We start from the raw sequence: 23,077 nt of genomic DNA, 5'->3' as shown, positions 1-23,077 counted from the left end.
GCGGTTCAGCTCTGCGCCAATAACGGCAGAAGGGGGATAATCTGCGCGATAGCTGGGATCGGCGAGTTTGGGAGCGCGCCGGTCTGCTCGCGGGAGGTTATGAACGGGCCGCTGTTTCTGCCACGGGCGAAATCGCGCGGCCGTTGTCGAACCAGGAAATTAGGTTGTCCACCACCATCTGACCCATAGCCGCGCGCGTGCGATGTGAGGCCGAGCCGATGTGCGGCAACAGCACGACATTGGGCATCTGGAGCAGCGCCGGAGGGACGCGTGGCTCGTCTTCGAAGACGTCGATGCCGGCGCTCAGGATCGTGCCCGCTTGCAGCGCTTGTATCAACGCCGCCTCGTCAACGACGCTGCCGCGCGACACGTTGATGAGCACACCGTCCGGCCCGAGCGCCGCAAGGACTTCAGCGTCGACAAGGTGCTTCGTAGCGGGTCCACCGGGGACGATCGCGATGAGCACGTCGGATACGGCGGCCAGCGCAGTCGGTGTAGCGTGATATTCGTAGCTCACGTCCCTTTGCCTGGATCGGCCATGATAGGCGATTGGCACGCCGAAAGCCTCCAGGCGCCGCGCGATCGCCTTGCCGATAGCGCCCAAGCCAAGAATGCCGATGCGTCGGCCGCGCAACGTGGGGGAGAGTGGGAACTTGCCGCTCAGCCAGCCCCCTTCGCGGACGAAGCGATCGGCTTGTGGGATGCGGCGCAAGGTTGCGAGCAACAAGCCCATCGTCAGATCTGCCACCTCCTCATCGAGGACGCCTGGCGTATTGGTTACAACGATCCCGCGAGAGGCAGCGGTCTCCGCATCCACATTGTCATAGCCGACGCCGAAATTGGCGATGATCTCGAGCGCGGGCAAGCGTTCAAGCCAGTCACTGTCGATCCGACCGGCCAGCGTGCTTACCGCCAGGCCGCGAACACGTGTACCTACCAGTTTCAGGACAGCATCGGGATCCGCCTGCTCCCATAGGCAATGAAGAAAGAACCGATCCTGCAAAGCGGTAATGACGCTGGGGAGCATGGGAGCTGGCATAAGGATCTCGGGCGCAACCATCTCTCGCCAACGCATGAGAAGGGACTTGGTATCGTCCTTCTCCTGCACGGGCGTTGAGATCGCGTCCACGACCCCGGCGATCAGGAGAAACAGCGCGCCCGTGCCCGCGCTGATGCAGGTCATTCCGGCGGTCAGCAGCAATTGCACGCGGCGCTACGCAGCCCCAACTGCGTGACAAGTCGACATGGTTGGCTTCGGACCTATCGGGCCGGTAGTGCGTTGACGGTGGCATGAAGGGAAGCCACTCATGTCGCTGACGATCAACGGCCAGTCTTATGAATTCGACGGCGATCCGCGCACCAGCCTGCTCGACTACCTGCGCGATGGCTGCGGGCTGACCGGCACCAAGAAGGGGTGCGACCATGGCCAATGCGGTGCCTGCACGGTGCTGGTGAACGGACAGCGGGTGAACAGCTGCCTGACCCTCGCCATCATGCAGGACGGCCACGCGGTGACCACGATTGAAGGTATCGGCACGCTAGAGGCGATGGACCCGCTGCAGGCTGCCTTCGTCAAGCATGATGGCTATCAGTGCGGCTATTGTACGCCGGGCCAGATATGTTCGGCCAAGGCGATGATGGCGGAAGCGGAGAATGGCTGGGCCAGCTTCGTCACCGATGATCTTGAGGGCGAAGTGGTGCTGACGGATGAGGAGATCCGTGAGCGCATGAGCGGCAACCTGTGCCGCTGCGGCGCCTATTCCAACATCATCGATGCCATCAAGGAAGCGATGACTCAACAGCAGGAAGCCCGCTGATGCGCCCGTTCCAGTATCTGCGGCCCGATGGGCTCGACCATGCGGGGCAGCAACTGATCGATGGTGCCCGGCCGATCGCTGGCGGCACCAACCTTCTCGATCTGATGAAGCTAGAGGTGGAGACGCCCGATCAACTGGTTGACCTCAACCAGTTGCCGCTGGGCGGGATCGACGAGACGGACGCCGGCGGCCTGCGCATCGGCGCGCTTGTCAGCAACAGCGCCTGTGCGGCCGATCCGCGCATCCGCCGCGACTATCCGGTGCTCGCGCGTGCAATCCTGGCGGGGGCGACCTTCCAATTGCGCAACATGGCGACCACAGGCGGCAATCTGTGCCAGCGGACCCGCTGCTATTACTTCTACAACATCGACCAGCCCTGCAACAAGCGGGAGCCCGGCAGCGGCTGTGGTGCGATCGGCGGAGAGAACCGCATCCATGCGATCCTGGGTGCGAGCGATGCCTGCATCGCCACGTATCCCGGCGATATGGCGGTGGCGCTCGCCGCACTGGATGCAACCGTGCAGACCGAGACGCTGAAGGGGGGCACCCGCACTGTGCCCGTGCGCGAATTCCACCGCCTGCCGGGTGACACGCCGGAAAAGGACAACGTGCTGGAGGATGGCGAAGTCATCATTGGCGTCGTCCTGCCGCCGCCGGTGAGCGGAAAGCAGCTCTATCGCAAGGTGCGCGACCGCTCGTCTTACGCTTTCGCATTGGTTTCCATCGCGGCCATCGTGAGGATGGAGGGCGAGGCCATCGGGTCCGCTTCGCTCGCATTCGGCGGCTTGGCGCATAAGCCGTGGCACGATCCGCGCATCGACGCTCTGCTTGCCGGGCAACTGCCGTCCGACGCCTTGTTCGACCAGGCGGCAGACCTGCTGCTTGAGGGCGCAGAGGGCCAAGGCTCCAACGATTTCAAGATACCGCTCGCCCGCCGCACGCTGTTGGCGGTCCTGCGCGAAGCGACCGGAGGTGCCGCATGACTCGTTCCCTGATCATGGACAAGCCGGACGACCGCAACCGTCTGGACGCGATGGCGCAAGGGGTGATCGGCCAGCCGCTGGATCGGCCGGACGGCCCGGCGAAAGTGACCGGCGTCGCCCCCTATGCCGCCGAATACTCGATCGCGAACCGCGCGGAGGGCGTCCTTGTCACCGCCACGATCAGTGCGGGCGAGGTGACGGATATCGACGAGCAGTCCGTCCTGTCCATGCCGGGCGTGATCGCCGTCATCTCAGACCAGCGGATGACCGCCCGTGCGGCGCAGGGCGGGGCGGGCAAGGCCCCGGTGCAGCAAGTGCGGCATGTCCAGTATTATGGCCAGCCGATTGCAGTGGTGATCGCGGAGACGTTCGAGCAGGCGCGCGATGCGGCCAAGCACCTGAAGGTGAGCTACCGTGCGGGCGATGCGATCACCGACCACCACGATCCCGATATCCCGACCGACCCTTATCAGGACCCGATCGACCAAGGCGATCTGGCACACGCGATGAAGCAAGCGGCGCATGCCGTGGACGTGACCTACACCACCGAATGCCACAACAGCGCGCCCATGGAGCCCCATGCGAGCATTGCCGAGTGGGACGGGAAGACACTGACGCTTCATTCCAGCCTGCAGATGCTCGCCTTCAACCGCAAGGAACTGGCGGACTCGCTTAATCTCGAACTTGAACAGGTGCGGCTGGTATCGCCTTATGTGGGCGGCGGCTTCGGGTCGAAACTGGGGATCAGCCCTGAAGGGGTGGCTGCATCCGTCGCCGCGATGCAGCTGAACCGCCCGGTGCGCGTCGTCATGCTGCGCCAGCAGGTGTTCCAGTGCGTAATGCGCCGGTCAGAGACGGTGCAGCGCCTGCGTTTGGCCGCCGATGCCGAGGGCAGGCTTATCGGTTTTGGGCATGAGGCCCGCGTCTCCAACCTGCCGGAGGAGAAGTTCGGCGAGCCCGTAACGCAGGCGAGCGAGTTCCTTTATCCCGGCGAAAACCGCCGCTTGGCTATCGAAATCGCGCGCATCAATCTCGTTACCGCCGGCTCGGTGCGCGCGCCGGGCGAGGCAGTGGGCATGCAGGCGCTGGAAGCGGCCATGGACGAGTTGGCAAACGCCATCGGCATCGACCCGGTGGAGCTACGTCTTCGCAACATTCCCGAGCGGCACCCGAGCGAGGACATCCCCTATAGCTCGCGCAAGTTGATCGAATGCTTGAAGATCGGCGCTGAACGCTTCGGGTGGGACGGGGCAGACCGGCGGCCTCGCAAGCGCCGGGAAGGGGAGTGGTGGATCGGCACCGGCATGGCCAATGCCTGCCGCGTCCACAATATCAACGAGGCGCAAGCGCGGGTTTCCCTGCTAGCCGATGGCACCGCCGTCGTCGCCAGCGACATGACAGACATTGGAACCGGCACGTATGCCGTGCTAGGTCAGATCGCGGGAGAAATGCTGGGGCTCGATTCGACGGACGTGCTCGTGCAACTGGGCGATACGACCTTCCCGCCCGGCTCCGGATCGGGCGGCAGCTGGGGAGCGGCCTCCACTGGCTCCGCCGTGTTCGAAGCATGCGAGGCGATCCGCGAGCATCTCGCCGAGCAGCTTGGCACCACAGAGGCGGAGCTGACGCTGAAGGACGGCTTTGCAATCGCCGGCAATCGCCGGGTCGCCTTGCCCGATCTGCTGAACGGCAGCGCCATCGAACGCAACGGCCATTTTAAGCCTGGCGATATCACCAAGGCCTATGCAGCGGCCATGTATGGCGCGTTCTTCGCGGAAGTCGCGGTGAACGCCTATACGGGCGAAACACGCATGCGGCGCTTTTCCGGCGCGTTCGGGTTGGGGCGGGTGCTGAACCGCAAGACCGCTACTTCGCAATGCATGGGCGGCATGGTTTGGGGCATCGGCAGCGCGCTGACAGAAGAGCTGACTTTCGATGCGCGCGACGGGCACATCGTCAACCCGGACCTGGCCGAGTACCACATTCCCGTGAACCTGGATGTGCCGCACCTGGACGTGGTGCTGGTGGAGGAACGCGATCCCGCGGCGAGCCCTCTACAGGCCAAAGGCGTGGGCGAGTTGGGGATCTGCGGTGCGGCCGGCGCGATCTGTAACGCCATATATCACGCGTGTGGCGTGCGAGTACGAAGCTTCCCTATGACGCCTGACAAGCTGCTGGCGGAACTGCCGGTGCCCTAGGCAGGTTCGTTGCACCTCAACCTGAAACCTGGAGCCCTTCAACGCGGGGCCGCCCGGCAGCAACGTGCTCAGCCGGGCATTGGACGTCAGCAACGCCGCTTGCGCGAAGGTCTGTGAGATGCCTGCGAGGCTAGCGGCTAACTGTCTAGTTTTGCCTTCAGAGAACTGAGCATGGCCCTGATGCTCGCCATGTGTGCAAAGTTCGGCGAACGGCCAGCCATGAGCGCTTCGAATACGATCGTGAACTTTCCTTCGATCGCCTCAACCTCTTCACGCAGAGCCCCGCAATCCATTGCTCTGCTATGAACTGAAATACGCTCCGCCAGTTTCTGCTCCAGTAAGCGGCGCTGAGCGATTTCGTTGTGAAGTTCGCCTTCGAGGTCGGCGATCGTCATGCTACGTAAGCTCACTCTTTCGTCCAGCGCCGCATTCGCGCGGCGCAAGTCGGACGCATCGGTGCATTTGGAAAGATGGGCCTCGATCCTCGCTTTCAGCACCTCGAAGTCGATCGGCTTTGTCACATAATCATTCGCGCCGGCCTCTAGCGCCTCAACCGTCGCGCCGCTTTCAGCCCTTGCCGTAACCATGATGACAGGAAGTTCTTGCGTGCGCGGATTGCGTCGCAGCTCGCGTAGAACTTCGATTCCGTTCATTTGCGGCATCATGTAATCGAGCAGGATGATGTCAGGCGCTTGCAATTCGATTGCGCTCAACGCTTGGGGGCCGCCCTCCACGCTCTGTACGTGATAGCCATAGCGTTCGAGCCGGCGGCATAGGACCGCCCGGTTGGCCTCCATATCATCGACAACGAGGACGGAGTGGACGGCGGTGGAGCCGGGGAAGGGAGTATCGTCCATCTTCATGCGCTCTGTACGACAGGGGAACTGGTGGCGTGCGGCCGCGGTAGGGCGGAGTGGGCGTCGAGGGCCAATCTTCGAGGCGAGAGACCATTCTTGGACACGAGCTTTATGATTTTTCCGTCGAGCTTACGGGTTTCGTCCTCGTCGAGCACTTTGCCCGTGACCACTACCACGCCCGGTCGCCGGTCCGGTGACATCCCGAAGATGCGGTCGACCAGTTGGAACCCATCGCCCTTTGGCATGCGCAGGTCGGTGAGAACCAGGTCGAACTCTTCAACCTCCAGAAGGCCGATCGCCGCCTGCCCATCCGTGACAGCACTGACCTCGTAGCCGACCTGCTCCATTCCCCGTCGGTGGAGATTGGCGGTGGCTTCGTCATCTTCGACGATCAGCACTTTTCCCGATTGCTTGTTGGCGTATTGCCCGAGAATCTCGTGCATCTCCAAACGGTTGACAGGCTTGAGCAAATGGTCGCTGGCTCCTGCGTTGATGGCCCGTCGGTAGGAATCATCGACCGTGACAACGATGACGGGTATCGTGCAGAGCGCATCATTGGCCTCCATTTCCCTCAGGAAGGCCCAGCCATCCAGCTCCGGCATGCCGATATCCAGCAGGATCAGGTCTGGTTTTCTCTCTAGCGCCAGATCCAGGCCACGGCGTCCATTTCCGGCGCAAATGGCGTCATACCCGCACTGACTGACCATCCTGGTCAACAACTGGACCGAGCTTGGTTCGTCATCAACGATCAGAGCGAGCGGCGGCCTGCTGGCGTCAGACGGAGATTGTCGTGCATCATCGAGCGGCGACGCGAGTGTTCGAACGGCTTCGTCTGCCTGCTCGCGCTCGCCCAAGTCGAGCCTCACTCTAAGAGTGAAGCTGGCGCCTTCGCCCGGCGTGCTTTCTACGTCCACTGAACCGCCGAGCATTTCCGCAAAGCGCCAGCAGATAGCGAGGCCGAGGCCCGTCCCTCCATAGCGGCGTGTGGTGGAGGCATCCGCCTGAACGAAGGGTTGGAACAGGCGCGACAGTTCTTCTTCCGATATGCCTATGCCCGTGTCGGAAACAGTGAAGACCAGATCTTCGCCGTCGTGCCGAGCCAAGACAAAGACGTGGCCGTTCTCGGTGAACTTGCACGCGTTGGAAGCCAGGTTCAGCAGACACTGTCGCAGCTTGGCGGAGTCCGACCTAGCGGTAGGGATCGACGGTTCCACCTGGAGATGGATGGTATTCCCCTTCTGTGCCGCGATGGGCTCCAACATCCCGCCCACTTCGCGGACCAGTTGCCCCACGTTGAACTCGTGCAACTCCACGTCCATTCGCCCGGCTTCGATTTTGGAGAGGTCGAGAATGCCGTTGATTAACGATAGGAGCTGACGCGCCGACCCATAGATCCATTCGACATCCTCTACCGAGCGGGGCATGTCCGCTAAAACGAGCTCTTCTTGTAGAACCTCGGTATAGCCGATGATCGCATTCAAAGGCGTTCGCAGCTCATGGCTCATATTGGCCAGGAACTGCGATTTCGCGACGTTGGCATTTTCCGCCTCGTCGCGCGCTGCCCGCAGTTCTTCGGCAGTATGGGATAGCTCGGCGTTCCGGGATTCCACCTCACCGATCATGCTATTGAAGCTTGAGACGATGCCGTCGAAATCCGGATCGGGATCTCGCTCCAGGCGAACAGAGTAGTCGCCCAGCTCCGAGATACGTCGCATTGCCGCGCTCAGCCTGTCGATGGGCCGAAATGCCATTGTATTCAGCCACCGTGTCGTCGTGAGAGTGACGGCCAGGCTGACCAGGAAGATGAGGAGCGCGGCCGGCGCCGTGTCGCCCAAAATATCGAGCGGGCTGCGATGGCCGACGCGCATGCGCAATTCGCCCACTTTTTCGTTTTGAGCGAGGACAGGAAAGCGCACCTCGGTCGGCCAGCGGGCGTCCGCATCTTCTTGCGATACGGGGGCGGCGTACCCGGCGAACATGGTTCCATCTGTCGAATATACGCGGACGCTGCCTATGTCGGAGATATCGTGAACCGAGCTCAAGTTTTCCTCGGCCGCCACACGATCGCCGAACAGGATTGCGGGGCCGATGTTCGCTGAGATGACGCGCGCGATCTGATCGTGGCGGCTTTCGGCGAGGCTGCGCTCCGTTGCGTACTGGAGGGCTATCAAGCCGAAAACAGAGAGCAGCAGAGCGAAAGCAACTGCAAGCCCCGTCATCGCGATAAGCTTGGAGCGGAATCGGCTCCCCGCGGGGAACGGCCTGAGTCGACGGAAGCTCACTGTTCGACTCGCGCGGCGAGCCGCAGAAGCTTGGAGCTTATGGTCAGCCCGGCATGCTGGGCATTGCGCGCATTGATCTCAAACCGGATCTGCTTGCCCATACGGACAAGCCCTACGGTGCCGCCGGAGTTGATGAAGCTTGGCGTGTCGCCGACGAGGAGAACCCCATGACTACGCGCGCGGGCAGTCTCCGCTGCAGATGCATGGCCGAGGTAGAACACGTCGCATCCCCCGACTGACGCGGAGTCAACCATACGTACAGAGATGCTCCGGTTTCCGACCCGCTGGCCGCGCAAAGCGAGCATCTGTGAAGCACCGTCGGCATTCCGGGCGACGCACATCTCCAAACGATTGCCCGAGCCGGGGAAATCGACGAAGCGCACGATGTTGTAAACAATCGCAGCGCGAAGATCATTCGGGCTATTGTTGTTTGTGGCCGCTCTCGCAGCGGTAAACGAGGCACTTGCAGCCAAGAGCAAGGCTAAGAGGGTGGAACGGAGATGCATGGTGCCGCGCCCCCTAGAACTGAAGCCGTACTTCGGCCGCGACAGTGCGCGGCACGTAAGACGGAGGCGTGGGATAGAGGTTCTGAATGAATTCTAGCCGCTGATCGTCAAGCAGCCCTTCACCGATGAGCGACATCTCCAAGCCGACACGCGGGCGATAGGTCAAGCGAGCGTCTAGCGCCGTGTATGCAGGAACTTGCCCGTGATATAGTTCCGAGACATGCCGCAGTTGCGTGTCGAGCAAGACATTGTCGCTGAGGTCGGCATAACTGCGAAGCCCCAGTTGGTGGCGCGGCGAGCCCTGCAACGGAAACACCAGTTCATATGGCGCACCAGACAGCGGGTCTGGCCCAACCTCGTAGTTCAGATGCGAATAGCTCGCCTCCATGCGCCATCCGGACGCAATTTGCCCTTTCAGCAGTGCTTCAAAGCCCCATGTGCGTGCATCCGCAGCACCGCCCAGGTCAAAATCGGCATAAAGCCCAACCGGCTGAGCTATCGACGGCGACAGTATCGGCTGGAAGCCGGTTGGTGCAAGCGCCAGCAGCCGGCTGTAATCATTGTAATAGCCAGCGACATCGAGCGACCAGCCTTCAGCCAGATCTGCCCTAAATCCCGCCTCATAGGACAGCAAGATCTCGGATTTCTTGTCCGGAACGCCATTCAGCCTTGGATAGACTGGGAGCGGCAGCGGGTTCTCCGGTGCTCCCGGCAACAGCGCTGTGAGAGAAATCTGGGTCACACGTTCCAACAAGGAGGGGGTGCGCACAGCCCGGGATACCGCTCCCCAGAGGGCCAGGCCCTTGCCGACCTTGAGAAACACTCGAGCGCTGGGCTGAAATTCAAATCCGGTGAAGTCATTCTTCTCGAGTTTCGCGCCGATCGTAAGGCGCAATTTGTCCTCGATCAGGGAAATATCGTCTTGAACATATCCACTAAGCCACCGGTCCGTATTAGCGAGACGCGTCAGAGTTACGGAAGGGGTTGAAGTGGACTCATCGTCGAGCTGACGCGCGCCCAAGCCAACAGCTATGTCATGCGTGGCGTTTGGAACCCAATGAACGCCCAAGTCCGCATCTAGAACTTTGCTCCTGACCCCCGCGAAGCCAACTTCCCGTCGATTTAGATAGCTGTGATAAACCTGAAGAGACCAGTCTAGCTTTTCGTTTTGCTGGTGCGTCCATCGGCCGAGGACATTGTAGCTCTTGAATCCGCCTTCGGCGGCAATCGGGTCGTAACCTGGATTGAGAGGACTTCTGCGGAGTTCGAGAAACGGAGTGTCGAAGTCGCCTTTGCCATAATCGGCGGACAGGGTCACGGCATCGTCGATCGTTGGCTGCCAGTCCATCCTCGTGCCGACCGACAACCCTTGCCAACGACGCGAAAGTTCTCCGCCGTTCGCATCCAGCAATCCGTTGTCATGCCGATAGACGCCGTAAGTGCGAAAACTGAGCGTGTCGGAGAGACGGCTGCCGTAGGTGAAGCTTGCTTCCTGCGAACGTGATCCGGCACGGCCGGTAGCAGTCGCATCCAATGTGTCGCTGCTGTGCTTGGTGATGATATTGATGACACCATTCACTGCGTTGGCGCCCCATAGCGATGCTCCGGGGCCGCGCACCACTTCGATACGCTCGATGTCCGCAAACGGCAGGAGCAACTGGTCCCAGAATACACCTGAGGCAGCAGAGTTGTAGATCGAGCGGCCATCCACCATGACCAGAAGCGAATTGGCAATCTTGCTGTTGAACCCTCGGATGGTCACTGCGCTCGAGCCATTCGTGAGCTGCGCGACTTCGACCCCGGGCACCAGACGTAGGAGGTCCGGGATCGTCGACGCGGAAGAGCGGCTGATCGTCTCCTGAGTCACCACGTAGACCGCAGCGGCGGATTCTGCGACCTTCTGCCGCTTCTTGGCCACAGACGTGGATTCGAGTGTCAGGAGGTCTTCCAGAGGAACATCGAGCAGAGCTAAGGCACCTGCCTCGGCACCTTCCAGTTGGTCCGCTTCCTGCGCGGGTGAGTCAGAGGCCTCTGATTTGACTGACGTACCTGCGTCCCTTGCGAAGACTGGCGCTTCTGCAAAAACGAATGCTAGAGCCGCAGTCGCAGCGAAGTATCTGGTGGACCTCGGCTTTTCCATGAGCCGGCCCTAGCTAGCCTTTCTAAAACCCTTATTAACGCTGCGGTCAGATTGTTCATTGAGGGCTATGCGGAGTTGTGCCCAAGACAAAGGGCGAGACAGATAGAAGCCTTGGAGGAAGTCGCATCCCATCGCAGAGAGAAGCTGCAACTGCTCCTCTCGCTCCACGCCCTCTGCCACCGAATGGAAGCCCAGGCAGTTGGCCATGCTGATGATCGTCTGCACCAGAATTTGCGCCTCGCCGTTGCTTTCAAGCACGTCGAGGAGCGATCGATCAATCTTGAGCTTGCTGAAGGGCAATTTGATAAGGCTGGCGAGATTCGAATAGCCGGTCCCGAAATCGTCGATCGAAATCGATACGCCCATTGTACTGAGCTGGCTGAGGCGATCGGCAACCAATTCGGGATCGCGCATGGCCACATCTTCGGTCACCTCAATCTCAAGCAAGTGCGACGATGCGCCCGTTTGCTGCAGGGTCGATCGAACCAGCGACACGAACGACAGCTCTTCAAGGTGCGAGGGAGAGATATTCACGGCGATCTGTAGTGGCGTTCCGCGCCGTTCTAACTCGGCAATCTTTCGCGCGGCTTCGCCCAGAACCCACTCACCGACATCGGTGGTCATGCTGGCCCGCTCAGCAACGGGCATGAAAGTTCCAGGCAGCAACAGCCCTCGTTCTGGATGATTCCACCGGATCAGCGCTTCGACCGACCTCAGGCCCAGCGTTTCGACGTCATATTGCGGCTGAAAGTAGAGTTCTAACTCTCCACGCTGGAGAGCCTGGCGCAGCTCCTGCTCCTCCGCAGCCATGCGCCTCTCTGCGTCTTCGATCGATGGATTATAGAATTCACAACGCTGCCGACCCTCGCGCTTCGCGTGATACATCGCAGCGTCGGCTGCGCGCAGTAGACTGGAGTAGCTAGCTCCATCACGAGGGAAGAAGGCGACGCCCAAACTTGCACTGACACGGGCAGACTGCCCCAGCACTTCGACGGGCTCCGATAACACGCGAAGGATCCGGGACGCCATTTTCTGAGCAATGGATCCCGATGCTCCGTTGGCCAGAAAAACGACGAATTCGTCACCGCCGAAGCGCGCGGTATAAAGCTGTGGTTCCAGGCCTTTGCCCTGAGTTGCCAACGGCAGGTCTTCGGTCCTGGTTGCGATGCGCAGTCGCTCGGCGATCGTTTGCAAAAGGCGATCGCCGACATGATGACCCAAAGTGTCGTTTATAGTCTTAAAGCCATCAAGATCGATAAAGAACAAGCAGTGCGGATGCTCTGCATCTGGCGTTATCAAGTGATGCTCCACCAGCTGCTGGAAATGCATACGATTCAGAAGACCGGTGAGAGCATCCTGCTGAGCAAGGCCTTTTAGATCGTTCACCTTCTGCAGCATCTTGGCCGACATGGAGCGAATCGCCTGCCCCATTCGAGCATCAACAGAGCTGATGGTCTCCGCCGCAGCGTCGAACTCGCCAAGGCAAAGGCGCTCGAGCGTGCAAGAAAGCACTGCAGCCGCCGCTTGCTCGCGTCGAGAGCGGAGTATCGAGATTGCCGCCACGGCAACGGCAGCGCAGGCAGCGATAAGGATCAGGATATGCAGGCGTTCGGCAAGCAACAGCGCCAGGAATCCCCCACACAAAACGCCCAAGCCGATGCCAGCGAGCCGCTGCCTTCCCTCGTAACTCTGCATCATCCGAGTTCGCCCGTCTTCCCCCATATCCTGACCAGACTATGCAAAAGGTATTAACATACGCATCAATAAGATAGTCGACGTCAGTTCAGCACGATCCGCGAGGCCCATGACCGCGCCATTGGTGGCAGTCTGCGCGAGTGGCGCAGCGAGCCGCCGTCTCCATGATGAGTGATGGAGCGGAGCAGTTTCACGGAGATTTAACGCGAACGGCAGCCGGTCCGCATAGAGTTTTCACGCGAGCATCGCTCATCAAGAGCTCCGATCCGAAGGAGCCTTGCATGACGTTCGATCTCGTCCTCGCCGGCCTGGTAGCGCTTGGCCTGCTGGCCTACTTAACCGCCGTCCTTATCAAACCGGAGCGCTTCTGATGGAGGGCGCTTCCCTGTTCGAGCGCAAGCTGGTCATTCCCGCGATCGGCGACGCTTTCGTGAAGGTCGGTCCGCGACAGCTGGTCCGCAATCCCGTGATGTTCACCACCGCAGTCGTCGCTGCGGCGGCGTCGGCTATTCTGCTGCGCAATATCGCGGTTGGCGGCGAAGACCTCGCGTTTCAGGCGCAACTCGTATTCTGGCTATGGCTGACGGTGCTGTTCGGCAATTTCGCCGAAGCGCTGGCCGAAGGGCGCGGCAAGGCGCAGGCGCAAAGTTTGCGCGCGACGAAGGACCAACTCGTCGCCTTGCGGATCGGGAAGAACGGCGCGACAGAAGACATTGCTGCTAACGAATTGCGCTGCGGCGACATCGTCTTGGTCACGCAGGGCAGGCAGATTCCTGCCGACGGCGAGGTGGTGTCTGGCGTCGCCTCGGTAAATGAAGCCGCGATCACCGGCGAAAGCGCGCCCGTGATACGCGAGGCGGGTGGCGATCGGTCGGCGGTCACGGCAGGCACCACGGTCTTGTCCGACGAGATCCGCGTGAAGGTCACGGCAGAGCCGGGCAGCGGCTTCCTCGACCGCATGATTGCGCTGGTCGAAGGCGCGAGCCGGCAGAAGACGCCGAACGAAATCGCGCTGACCATCCTCTTGACGGGTCTGACGCTGATCTTCCTTGTCGCTGTTGGAACGCTCCCTGCCTTCGCGGCCTTCGCGGGCGGCACGATCGCGGTCCCTGTGTTGATCGCGCTGTTCGTGGCGCTGATCCCCACGACCATCTCCGGCCTGCTTTCGGCGATCGGCATCGCCGGCATGGACCGGTTGATCCGCTTTAACGTTCTCGCCAAATCCGGCCGCGCGGTGGAAGCAGCCGGCGACATCGGCACGTTGCTGCTCGACAAGACGGGCACGATCACCATCGGGGACCGGCAGGCGAGCGAGTTCGTAGCGCTTCCTGGGGTGGCCGAGCCCGATCTGGTGGCAGCTGCGCGGCTCTCCAGCCTGGCGGACCCGACGCCGGAAGGGCGCTCGATCGTGGTACTAGCGGGAGAAGGCGAGGCGCTTTCCGCCGAGGCGCAGACCGTTGCCTTCTCGGCGCAGACCCGCGTCAGCGGCGTTGACTTACCCGGACGAAGCATCCGCAAAGGCGCCGTCGACGCGGTGCTCAAGCTAGGCGAGTTCCCGCAGGATTCGATCAACTCGCTCAAGAGGATTACCGACCGCATCGCCCAGGCAGGCGGCACTCCCCTGGCGGTCGTGGAGAATGACCGCTTGCTCGGAGCGATCCACCTGAAGGATGTGATCAAGGCGGGCATTCGCGAACGCTTCGCCGAATTGCGCCGCATGGGCATCCGCACGGTGATGATCACCGGCGACAACCCGCTGACAGCTGCTGCAATCGCCGCAGAGGCCGGTGTCGACGATTTCCTGGCCGAAGCCACACCTGAGGACAAGCTCGCCTACATCCGCAAGGAACAGGGCGAGGGCAAGCTGGTCGCCATGTGCGGCGACGGAACGAACGATGCGCCCGCGCTCGCCCAGTCCGATGTCGGCGTTGCCATGAACACAGGCACGCAGGCCGCGCGCGAAGCCGGCAACATGGTGGATCTCGACAGCGACCCCACCAAGCTGATCGAGATCGTCGGCATCGGCAAGCAACTGCTGATGACCCGCGGCGCGCTGACCACGTTCTCCATCGCCAACGACATCGCCAAGTACTTCGCCATCCTGCCGGCTATTTTCGTTGTGCTCTATCCCTCGCTGGGCGTGCTCAACGTGATGGGTTTGTCGAGCCCATCCAGCGCCATTCTGTCGGCGATCATCTTCAATGCGGTGATTATTCCGCTGCTGGTGCCGTTGGCGCTCAAGGGCGTGGCGTATCGACCGATGCCCGCCGCCAGCCAGTTGCTACGCAACCTTGGCATCTATGGCGTTGGCGGCGTGATCGCCCCCTTCATCGGCATCAAGCTGATTGACCTTGCCGTCGCCGGTCTTGGCCTCGCTTGAATACTTAATCTTTGAAAGGTGCAGTCATGCTGCGTTCGTTACTCGCATTGGCCCTGGTGAGTGTCGCTACACCCGCCATTGCCCAGACCTCAACCCTGTCAACCGGTGAAGAAGAAAGCGCCATCTGCACCGATCGGCCTACCAATGGCAATTACGCCTGCACCGTCCCGAAAGGCAGGTTTCAGCTAGAGGTGGACACGTTCAATTGGCTTCGAGACGATGTCGGTGGTGAGCGTGTCGATGTGGTCGCCTTCACCAATCCAGTTATCAAGTATGGCCTGACCGACAGCAGCGACGTTCAGATAAACTGGTCGCCTTACATCCGGGCTCGCACCCGAGATGCCAACGGCGTACTCACCATCGATGATGGGAGCGGGGACGTGACGGCCCGCTACAAAAAGCGGCTGACAAGCGCGACTGCTGATCTTCAGATCGCACTGCTGCCTTTCGTTAAGCTGCCGACGGCTTCCGATGCAATCGGTATCGGTAAGGTGGAAGGGGGCATCGCCGTTCCCATCAACTATTCCGTGCCGGGGGGATGGACCATCACGCTTGGCCCGCAAGTGAACGTCCTGGCCGACGATGACGGGTCGGGCAGGCACCTGGGCCTGACCGGGCTGGTCAACATCGCCAAGTCTTTCGGCAAGTTCAGCGTTCTCAATGAGATATGGACGGATCAGGACATCGATCCATCCGGCACCGTTAGCCAGTACAGCTACAACGCTGCGCTGGTGTGGCTGGCCAGCCCCAAGCTGCAGTTCGATCTAGGCGCAAACTTCGGCCTCAACCGAAACACTCCCGATGTGGTCAGCTACGTCGGCGTATCGACCCGCTTTTGAAGGATACCACCATGGTCGAAGCCCTTCTCGCAATCGTATTGGTAGTTGGCACGGCGGCGTTGCTGTCGTGGCCGCTTGGTAACTACATGACCTCGCTCTTCTCCGGCCGCTACGCCGGCCTTGACGGCGTGTTCGTGCGCGCTGCGGGGCGTGCTCCCGATCAGGACTGGAAGCAGTATTCGCTTGCGCTGCTCGCGTTCAACGCGCTGATGTTCGTTTTCGTCTTCCTGCTGCTGATGCTGCAGCACCTGTTGCCGCTCAACCCGGACGGCCAGTCCGCCGCGTCGCTCGACCTGGTGTTCAACACGGCGGCCTCGTTCACCACGAACACCAACCTGCAGCACTATTCGGGCGAAAGCACCTGGAGCTACCTGGCGCAGCTGGGCGGGCTGATGTGGCTGCAGTTCGTCTCTGCCGCCACCGGGCTTGCGGCGCTCGTTGCACTGGCGCGTGGCATCGGCGGCCAGTCCAGCATGGGCAATTTCTTCCTCGACCTGCAGCGGGCCGCGTTTGGCGTACTCCTGCCGCTGGCCTTGGTCGTCGCCTGCTTCATTGCTTTTCGCGGCGTGCCGATGACGTTCGAGGGAGCGGCGACCGTCACCACCCTGGAGGGCGTTACTCAGACCATCGCGCGTGGGCCTGCCGCAGCTTTCGTGGCGATCAAGCAACTCGGCACCAACGGCGGCGGCTTCTTCGGGCCCAATTCGGCGCATCCGCTCGAAAATCCTGACTTTTGGGCGAACTGCATGCAGATGATCGCGATCATCGCCATTCCGATGGCTTGCGTGTGGATGTTCGGCCGGATCATCGGGCGCAGGAAGCATGCCGGCGTGATCTTCGGCGTCATGCTCGTGTTCCTGCTGCTGAAGATCAGTGGCTCGGTTGCTTTCGAGACTGCGCCTACGCCCGCCTTCGCCGGTCTTCCGGTTCTGGCCGACGTTGGCAACCTGGAGGGCAAGGAGCTGCGCCTGGGTGCAACGACGGGTCCTCTCTGGGCGGTGCTCACCACGTCCACCAGCAACGGCTCTGTCGCTGCCATGCATGACAGCCTCAACCCGCTGACCGGTCTGATGCCAATGGCCGGGCTGTGGCTCAACGCCACGTTCGGCGGAGTGGGCGTGGGCATGATCAACATGTTCCTCTACATCGTTGTCGCCGTGTTCATTGCCGGGATGATGGTCGGCCGGACTCCCGAGTACCTGGGCCACAAGGTGGAAGGGCGCGAGATGCGTCTGGCCATGCTCGCACTGCTAAGCCATGCGGTGCTGATCCTGGGTGGCACCGCTATCTTCGCCGCAACGACCTGGGGACAGGGCACCATCCACAACGCAGGCGCACACGGCTTTTCCGAGATCCTCTACGAGTTCAGCTCGGCCGGCGCCAACAATGGCTCGGGTTTCGAGGGGTTGGGCGACAACACCGTGCCGTGGAACATCGCCACCGGGCTCGTCATGCTGATCGGTCGCTACTTGCCCATCATCGTGCCGCTGGCGATTGTTGGCTCGCTGATGACGAAGAAGCGCAGCGCGGAGAGCGCCGGGACGCTGAGCGTCGAAGGCGGCACGTTCGGCACGATGCTGGCGATCACCATCCTGATCTTTGGCGCGCTGACCTTCTTCCCTGCAGCGGCTCTCGGCCCAATTGCAGAGCATGTGACGCTGATGCGCTGAGCTGCAACCAAGACAAGGAACGGACCCATGACCTACCTTCTTCCCTCTCTGCGGCTCTGGGCGTTGACCCTTCTGGTTTGCGTGGTGGCCTATACCGCACTGGTATTCGGCTTCGCGCAGGCGCTTGCTCCCTATCGCGCCAATGGTTCGATCGTCGAAGTCGACGGGCGCGCCGTCGGAAGCGAGCTTGTGGCTCAGGGTTTTACCGCGCCGCGCTACTTCTGGCCGCGTCCGTCCGCCGTGGACTATGACGGCATGGGGGCGGGCGGCAGCAACTTGTCCCCCACCAGCCCACACCTCACGGCGCGTGCTGTCGAGACCGTCTCCCGCTATAGGGCGACGGCTGACACTCCGGTGCCGGCAGACCTCGTCGCGGCAAGCGGTGGCGGCCTCGATCCGCACATCTCGCTTGCCGGCGCGCTCTACCAGGCTGACAGAGTCGCGGCGGCTCGAGGGTTGGACGTGCGCGTCGTACGCGGGATTGCACGGGATACTGCGGCTGCCCCTGGCGCTGTCTTCGCGCCCGAACCCGTCGTTAACGTCCTGCAACTCAATCTGGCTCTCGATCAGATCAAGCCATAGATTATGGTGAGCATGACCGACCCCCTGCCAGACCGTGACGCCGAACGCTTCCTGCGCATTGCCAGAATGGAAGCGCGCGGGCGGCTGACCGTCTACCTCGGCGCGGCGCCCGGCGTCGGCAAGACGTACCGCATGCTGCAAGACGCTGCGCGGCGGCAGGCGGAGGGCATCGACGTTGTGGTGGGGCTGGCGGAAACCCACGGCCGCAGCGAGACCGCGGCGCTCCTTGAGCCGCTCGAAGTTCTACCTCGGGGGGCGGTGGAACACGCCGGGCGACAGCTCGAAGAGTTCGATATCGACGGGGCCTTGGCTCGGCGGCCCAGCCTTATCCTGGTTGATGAACTTGCTCACACCAACGCGCCGGGTAGCCGCCACCCCAAGCGCTGGCAGGATGTGGCCGAACTCATCGTGGCCGGCATAGATGTCGCGACCACGATCAACATTCAGCACATCGAGAGTCTCAACGATGTCGTTGCCGGGTTCACGCATGTCCGTGTTCGCGAGACGGTGCCGGACAATATCTTCGAGCATGCCGAACTCATTCTCGTCGACCTCCCGCCCGATGCACTGATCGAGCGCCTACAGGCCGGCAAAGTCTATCTGCCTGACACCGCCGGGCGTGCTCTGGCCAACTTCTTTACGCCGCTCAAGCTTGCTGCCTTGCGGGAGATGGCGCTGCGCTTCGCCGCGCACAGCGTCGACCGCCGCCTTTCCGACGAGCTCGCCACCAACGTCGACAAGGCCGACTTCGTGGCTGGGGAGCGGCTGCTCGTGGCGGTCAGCGCCGGAAAGGGTGGTGCGCGCGTGGTACGTCAGGCCAAGCGGCTGGCGGACTTGCTGCATGCGCCATGGACTGCTGTCGTCATAGAGAGCGCCAGCGCCCGCGCCGTTCGCGGCAGTCAGCGCGAGCAACTCGCCGACACACTCGCGCTGGCGGCCTCGCTCGGCGCATCGCTGATGACGGTTGCTGCCGACGATATCGGCGCGGCGCTGGTCGACCAGGCCCGGCAATTGCGTGCCAGCCAAATCGTCATCGGCAAGAGCCGCCGCAGCCGCTGGTTCGAGTGGCGGCACGGGTCTGTGGCACAATCCGTGATCCGCAGGGCGAAAGGCGTGGCGGTCCACGTTGTCCCCCTCGATGAGCCCGACGAGAAGCCGGACAGCGGCGATGGGCCCTACATGGCGCGTGACAACCTTCTCGCGTTCCTGCTCGTGGCAGCCACCGTCGGGATGCTGCACCTGGGCCTGCCATGGATCGCGCTGAGTGCGATCGACCTCATCCTCTTGCTGCCGGTGATCGTCGCGGCGACCCGGCTTCGGCTGAGGGCTGGGCTATGGGCGGCTGTGGCTGCGGCCTTGTCGTATAACTTCTTCTTCACGCAGCCCTACCACACGTTCTTCATTCACAGCCCGGCGGAAATCATCACGTTCGGGGTGCTGGCGCTGGTTGCCGTTGTCATCGGCGGCTTGGCGGGAAAGGTACGGCGCCAGGCGCAAACCAGCGCGGGCGTTGCCCGGCACAATGCCTCGCTGGCACGATTTGCCGGCCTCATGGGCGGGCTTTCCGGAAAAGATGAGACCGCCAGGGTTGCTTGCCGCGAGATTGGGGGGCTACTCGACGTGGAAGCCATCATCGTCTCTCTGGAGGACAACGAGATCGTCGTGCGCGGCAACGATGCCTACAGTCGGATAGACGTGGTGGATGAGGCCGCCGTCCGCTGGGCAATCGAGAACGGTGTTGCGACCGGCCGTGACACGGGCACATTGAATGCGTCCGACTGGCAGTTCCATCCGCTGAAGACATCGCTCGGTACGATGGGGGCTTTGGGGCTGGCCCGCCCTTCGCAAGAGCGTGTGATCCGGCCTGACGACGCCGTCATGCTGGCATCTCTGGTCGATCAGACCGCGCTGGCGCATGAGCGGATCGTGCTTGAAGGGCAGGCGCGTCAGGTGGACGCCCTGCGCGAAAGGGACCGTTTGCGCGGCGCGCTGCTCGGCAGCATCGCCCATGATCTGCGCACGCCTCTCACGGCTGTCATCGCGGCGACCGAGGCGATCCCGGCTGAGGGGGACTATGCCGAAGAGGTGCGCATCGCACGCTCGGAATCCCGCCGCCTGCAGCGGTTCCTTCACGACTTGCTCGAAGCGTCGCGGATCGAGCATGGAACGATCGAACCCAAGTGGGAGAGCGTCGACATGACGGACGTCATCGCCTCCGTTACGCGGGATCTGCGGCAAGAGGGCCCGGAGGCACGGGTCGTCACGCACATCGAAAGCGACTGCCCATTCGTGTCGAGTGACCCGCTGCTGCTGCGACATGTGCTGATCAATCTTGTCGACAACGCACTGAAGTTCTCTCCCACCGCCTCACCGGTCGATGTTGAGCTCGGCTGTTCCGCAAACCGTGTCCTTTGCTGCGTGCTCGATCGCGGGCCTGGGTTGCCGCAAGAGACTGGCGCGCTGTTCGAGCGCTTTCAACGGCTCGAAGGCGGGGACCGTGTGGGAGGCTCGGGGCTTGGGCTGTGGATCGCCAAGAACTTTGTCGAGGCGGTTGGCGGGACCATTACCGCCAGCAATCGCGAGGGCGGCGGGGCAGCATTCACCATCTCCCTACCGGTGCCGGCGCCGCGTGGCGGCCAGGATGGCTCTGCCGATGCGTAAGGACGTCCTGATCGTCGACGATGAACCTGCGATCCGCCGACTTCTGGTTGGTGCCTTGGATCGGGTCGGCCTCGGTCACATCGAAGCGACGACCGCCGGAGAGGCATTGCGCCTGGCTGGCGGTTCGCAGCAACCAGCTGTGGCCCTGCTCGATCTGGGTCTACCCGATCGCGACGGGCTGGAGATAGTGCCCCAGCTGGCTGCGATGGGGCTCGCGATCATTGTGCTGACAGCGCGCGACGCCACCGAAGAGAAGGTCGCCGCTCTCGATCTGGGCGCGGATGACTTCGTGACCAAGCCCTTCGACAGCGCCGAGCTCCTCGCACGCGTTCGGTCTGCGCTGCGGCGCAAGGGCGGCACTTCAAGCGACCCCCAGAAGCGGAGTTTCGAAGGCGGAAGCATCGATCGGGGCACGCATACGGTGCTGATCGCGGGAGCACTGGCTCCGCTGACACCACGCGAATTCGACCTGCTCTGGGCGCTTGCGGAGCGGCCGGGGCGCGTGATGACGCATACGGCCTTGCTGGAGACAGTCTGGGGCCCGGCCCATCGCGATGATCTCGACTACTTGCGAGTGGCCATCCGCTCGCTGCGCAAGAAGATCGAGGCCGACCCATCGCGCCCGACGCTGGTGATGAACGAACCCGGGATAGGCTATCGTCTCGCCAGCCCGGGCGATGTGCAAGGCACGCGATCACACACCGTCAGAGCGGCCAAAAATACATGATGAGGGCCGTTCCCAATACCAGGATCATGAGCGACAGTGGAATGCCCAGCCGTGGGTAGTCGGCAAAGCGGTATCCGCCAGGTCCCATCACGAGAGTGTTACATTGGTGGCCGATCGGCGTCAGGAAGTCGCTGCCTGCCCCAACGGCGACGGCCATTAGAAAGGCATCGGGGCGCAAGCCCAGCTTAGTGGCCAAGGTGGCTCCGATCGGCGCCATCACGAGAACGGTTGCCGCGTTGTTCAAAAAGGGCGTCACCGCCATTGCCGCGGCCATCACCACCGCGACGACGGCAAAGGGCGGCAACCCGTCAACCGCGGCAGAAAGACCAGCGGCGATGATTTCTGTGCCTCCCGTGCTCTCAAGCGTTTCGCTCACCGGGATCAAGGCGCCGATCAGCACCAGGATAGGCCACTCGATCGCCTGGTACGCTTCGTCCGGCTTGAGTACTCCCGAGACGATCATTGCGGCCGCTGCCGCCAGGAAGGTGAGACCTACCGGAGCGAGTTGGAAAGCGAGGGAAGCAATCGCGGCCGCGAGAATGGCCACGGGCACCCACAACGGCCGTCTCTGCCCGATTTGCAGTCGCCGCTCGGCCAGCGGGAAAAGGCCGGCCGCGGAAAGCCGATCGCCGAGGTTTGTCGCCGGGCTTCGCAGGAGCAGCAGATCGCCCTCCTGCATCGCAACGCGGGAAAGCCTTCGGTTGAGTCGGTGCCCGCGCCGGCTCAGAGCGACCATCTCCAGTCCAGACGTTTCACCCAGGCGGTATCCCGCAGGAGTCTGGCCGATCAGAGGTGAGGCCTTTTGCACAACCGCCTCGGCAATTACCACTTCGCTGCCCTCAACCGCGCCTGCGGAAGCTGGCATGAGGCCTGCTGCAACTATAACTCTTTGAAGCGCTGGAGCATCGCCTTCGATGAGTAGGATATCGCCGCCGTGAACTTCCCAGTCAGGGTCAGGGATCAGCCGCCGGTACTCCTCGCGAACAATGCCGACGACGCGCACTTCACCTGAGGCGAGCTTCTCAACGTCTGCTATGCGGCGACCGACGAATTCCGAGGTCTCGGGAAGAACCAGTTCCGAGACATAGTCCTCGACGGCAAAGGCGTCTTCCGCCGAACGTGCCCCCTGTCGATCGGCGGGAAGCAGCCGCCATCCCACGGTGAGGAACAGCATGCCAGCCAAGGTGACCCCAAGGCCGACCGGTAGATAGTCAAACATCGAGAAAGGCTCGCCGACCATTCCCTCCCGGACGCGGCTCACCATCAGGTTTGGCGAAGTCCCCACCAATGTCATGAGACCGCCCATCAGCGACGCGAAGGCGAGCGGCATCAAGACGAAGTGCGTCTGTGTGCGGTGCCGTCGCGCGAGCTGCTGCGCAACTGGGAGAAAAATAGCCAGCGCGCCGATGTTCTTCATGAAGGCGGACAGGACCGCCACGGTTCCACCCAGTGCCGCCACCTGTTTTCCGGGTGTGTTGAGCTTTGGGGCTACCGGGCGGATCAGCATGTCCACCAAACCGGATCGAGCAATGCCGGCGCTGACCACCAGGGCAGAAGCGATAATCAGGACGATGTCGTCCGAAAAGCCTGAGAACGCCTCGTCTGGGTCCACCAGACCGGCGGCGACTGCCGCCAGCAGCCCAAGAACGGAAACGACATCGTAGCGGAGTTTATCCCAGATCAATAGCACCACGACTGCGCCGATGATGCCGAATGATAGTGCTTGATCCAGCGTCACAG

General features: G+C 62.2%; 17 protein-coding genes. 10 read left to right on the top strand and 7 right to left on the bottom strand.

The window, feature by feature from the left end:
* Positions 1-97: 97 nt before the first annotated feature.
* The gene (locus ABVV53_RS13025) at positions 98-1,183 is read right to left on the bottom strand and encodes a 2-hydroxyacid dehydrogenase (RefSeq protein WP_353984860.1); all 1,086 of its coding nucleotides are present in this window, start codon (positions 1,181-1,183) and stop codon (positions 98-100) included.
* 124 nt (positions 1,184-1,307) lie between these two features.
* Here ABVV53_RS13025 and ABVV53_RS13020 point away from each other — a divergent pair, with 124 nt between their 5' ends.
* From ABVV53_RS13020 to ABVV53_RS13010, 3 genes are read left to right on the top strand one after another with little or no spacing between them, the layout of a single operon-like run.
* Positions 1,308-1,817, top strand: coding sequence for a 2Fe-2S iron-sulfur cluster-binding protein (locus ABVV53_RS13020; RefSeq protein ID WP_353984859.1), 510 nt, complete (start codon positions 1,308-1,310; stop codon positions 1,815-1,817).
* Complete coding sequence (locus ABVV53_RS13015) at positions 1,817-2,800, top strand: FAD binding domain-containing protein (protein ID WP_353984858.1); 984 nt, start codon at positions 1,817-1,819, stop codon at positions 2,798-2,800. Before ABVV53_RS13020 ends, ABVV53_RS13015 begins: the two co-directional genes overlap by 1 nt.
* Positions 2,797-4,998, top strand: coding sequence for a xanthine dehydrogenase family protein molybdopterin-binding subunit (locus tag ABVV53_RS13010; RefSeq protein WP_353984857.1), 2,202 nt, complete (start codon positions 2,797-2,799; stop codon positions 4,996-4,998). Before ABVV53_RS13015 ends, ABVV53_RS13010 begins: the two co-directional genes overlap by 4 nt.
* 137 nt (positions 4,999-5,135) lie before the next feature.
* Here the strand turns inward: ABVV53_RS13010 and ABVV53_RS13005 are convergent, their stop codons facing one another.
* The 5 genes from ABVV53_RS13005 to ABVV53_RS12985 are packed head-to-tail and all read right to left on the bottom strand — an operon-like array spanning position 5,136 to position 12,193.
* Entirely contained in the window at positions 5,136-5,855 is a 720-nt protein-coding gene (locus ABVV53_RS13005) for a response regulator (protein ID WP_353984856.1), read from the bottom strand.
* A gap of 2 nt (positions 5,856-5,857) precedes the next feature.
* Entirely contained in the window at positions 5,858-8,074 is a 2,217-nt protein-coding gene (locus tag ABVV53_RS13000; protein ID WP_353984855.1) for a response regulator, read from the bottom strand.
* Positions 8,075-8,133: 59 nt separating this feature from the next.
* Positions 8,134-8,643, bottom strand: coding sequence for a YfiR family protein (locus ABVV53_RS12995; RefSeq protein ID WP_353984854.1), 510 nt, complete (start codon positions 8,641-8,643; stop codon positions 8,134-8,136).
* Positions 8,644-8,656: 13 nt separating this feature from the next.
* Positions 8,657-10,783 carry a TonB-dependent receptor plug domain-containing protein gene (locus ABVV53_RS12990; protein ID WP_353984853.1) on the bottom strand — a complete coding sequence of 709 codons (2,127 nt, stop codon included), beginning with the start codon at positions 10,781-10,783 and terminating at the stop codon, positions 8,657-8,659.
* 9 nt (positions 10,784-10,792) lie between these two features.
* Positions 10,793-12,193: a putative bifunctional diguanylate cyclase/phosphodiesterase gene (locus ABVV53_RS12985; protein ID WP_353984852.1), complete on the bottom strand. Its 1,401-nt coding sequence runs from the start codon at positions 12,191-12,193 to the stop codon at positions 10,793-10,795.
* 566 nt (positions 12,194-12,759) lie between these two features.
* Here ABVV53_RS12985 and kdpF point away from each other — a divergent pair.
* From kdpF to ABVV53_RS12950, 7 genes are read left to right on the top strand one after another with little or no spacing between them, the layout of a single operon-like run.
* The gene (gene kdpF, locus ABVV53_RS12980) at positions 12,760-12,849 is read left to right on the top strand and encodes a K(+)-transporting ATPase subunit F (protein WP_353984851.1); all 90 of its coding nucleotides are present in this window, start codon (positions 12,760-12,762) and stop codon (positions 12,847-12,849) included.
* Positions 12,849-14,858, top strand: coding sequence for a potassium-transporting ATPase subunit KdpB (kdpB, locus tag ABVV53_RS12975; protein ID WP_353984850.1), 2,010 nt, complete (start codon positions 12,849-12,851; stop codon positions 14,856-14,858). The genes kdpF and kdpB overlap by 1 nt, the downstream gene beginning before the upstream one ends.
* A gap of 26 nt (positions 14,859-14,884) precedes the next feature.
* The gene (locus tag ABVV53_RS12970) at positions 14,885-15,697 is read left to right on the top strand and encodes a transporter (RefSeq protein ID WP_353984849.1); all 813 of its coding nucleotides are present in this window, start codon (positions 14,885-14,887) and stop codon (positions 15,695-15,697) included.
* 11 nt (positions 15,698-15,708) lie between these two features.
* A complete protein-coding gene (gene kdpA, locus ABVV53_RS12965; protein WP_353984848.1) occupies positions 15,709-17,367 on the top strand; it encodes a potassium-transporting ATPase subunit KdpA in 1,659 nt (552 codons plus the stop codon).
* Positions 17,368-17,394: 27 nt separating this feature from the next.
* Positions 17,395-17,949, top strand: coding sequence for a potassium-transporting ATPase subunit KdpC (gene kdpC, locus ABVV53_RS12960; protein ID WP_353984847.1), 555 nt, complete (start codon positions 17,395-17,397; stop codon positions 17,947-17,949).
* A gap of 12 nt (positions 17,950-17,961) precedes the next feature.
* Positions 17,962-20,610: a sensor histidine kinase KdpD gene (locus ABVV53_RS12955; RefSeq protein ID WP_353984846.1), complete on the top strand. Its 2,649-nt coding sequence runs from the start codon at positions 17,962-17,964 to the stop codon at positions 20,608-20,610.
* Positions 20,603-21,337, top strand: coding sequence for a response regulator transcription factor (locus ABVV53_RS12950; RefSeq protein WP_353984845.1), 735 nt, complete (start codon positions 20,603-20,605; stop codon positions 21,335-21,337). The genes ABVV53_RS12955 and ABVV53_RS12950 overlap by 8 nt, the downstream gene beginning before the upstream one ends.
* On the opposite strand, the gene ABVV53_RS12945 is transcribed toward ABVV53_RS12950, so the two are convergent.
* On the bottom strand, positions 21,315-23,075 hold the full coding sequence (locus ABVV53_RS12945) for an SLC13 family permease (protein WP_353984844.1): 1,761 nt from the start codon (positions 23,073-23,075) through the stop codon (positions 21,315-21,317). The two genes, ABVV53_RS12950 and ABVV53_RS12945, sit on opposite strands and share 23 nt — an antisense overlap.
* Positions 23,076-23,077: the final 2 nt, after the last annotated feature.

The sequence above is a fragment of the Novosphingobium kalidii genome (assembly GCF_040534015.1).
GTDB classification, from domain to species: Bacteria; Pseudomonadota; Alphaproteobacteria; order Sphingomonadales; family Sphingomonadaceae; genus Novosphingobium; species Novosphingobium kalidii.
Note: the sequence above shows the minus strand (reverse complement) of the source record. Positions and strands in the feature narration are given on the sequence as shown.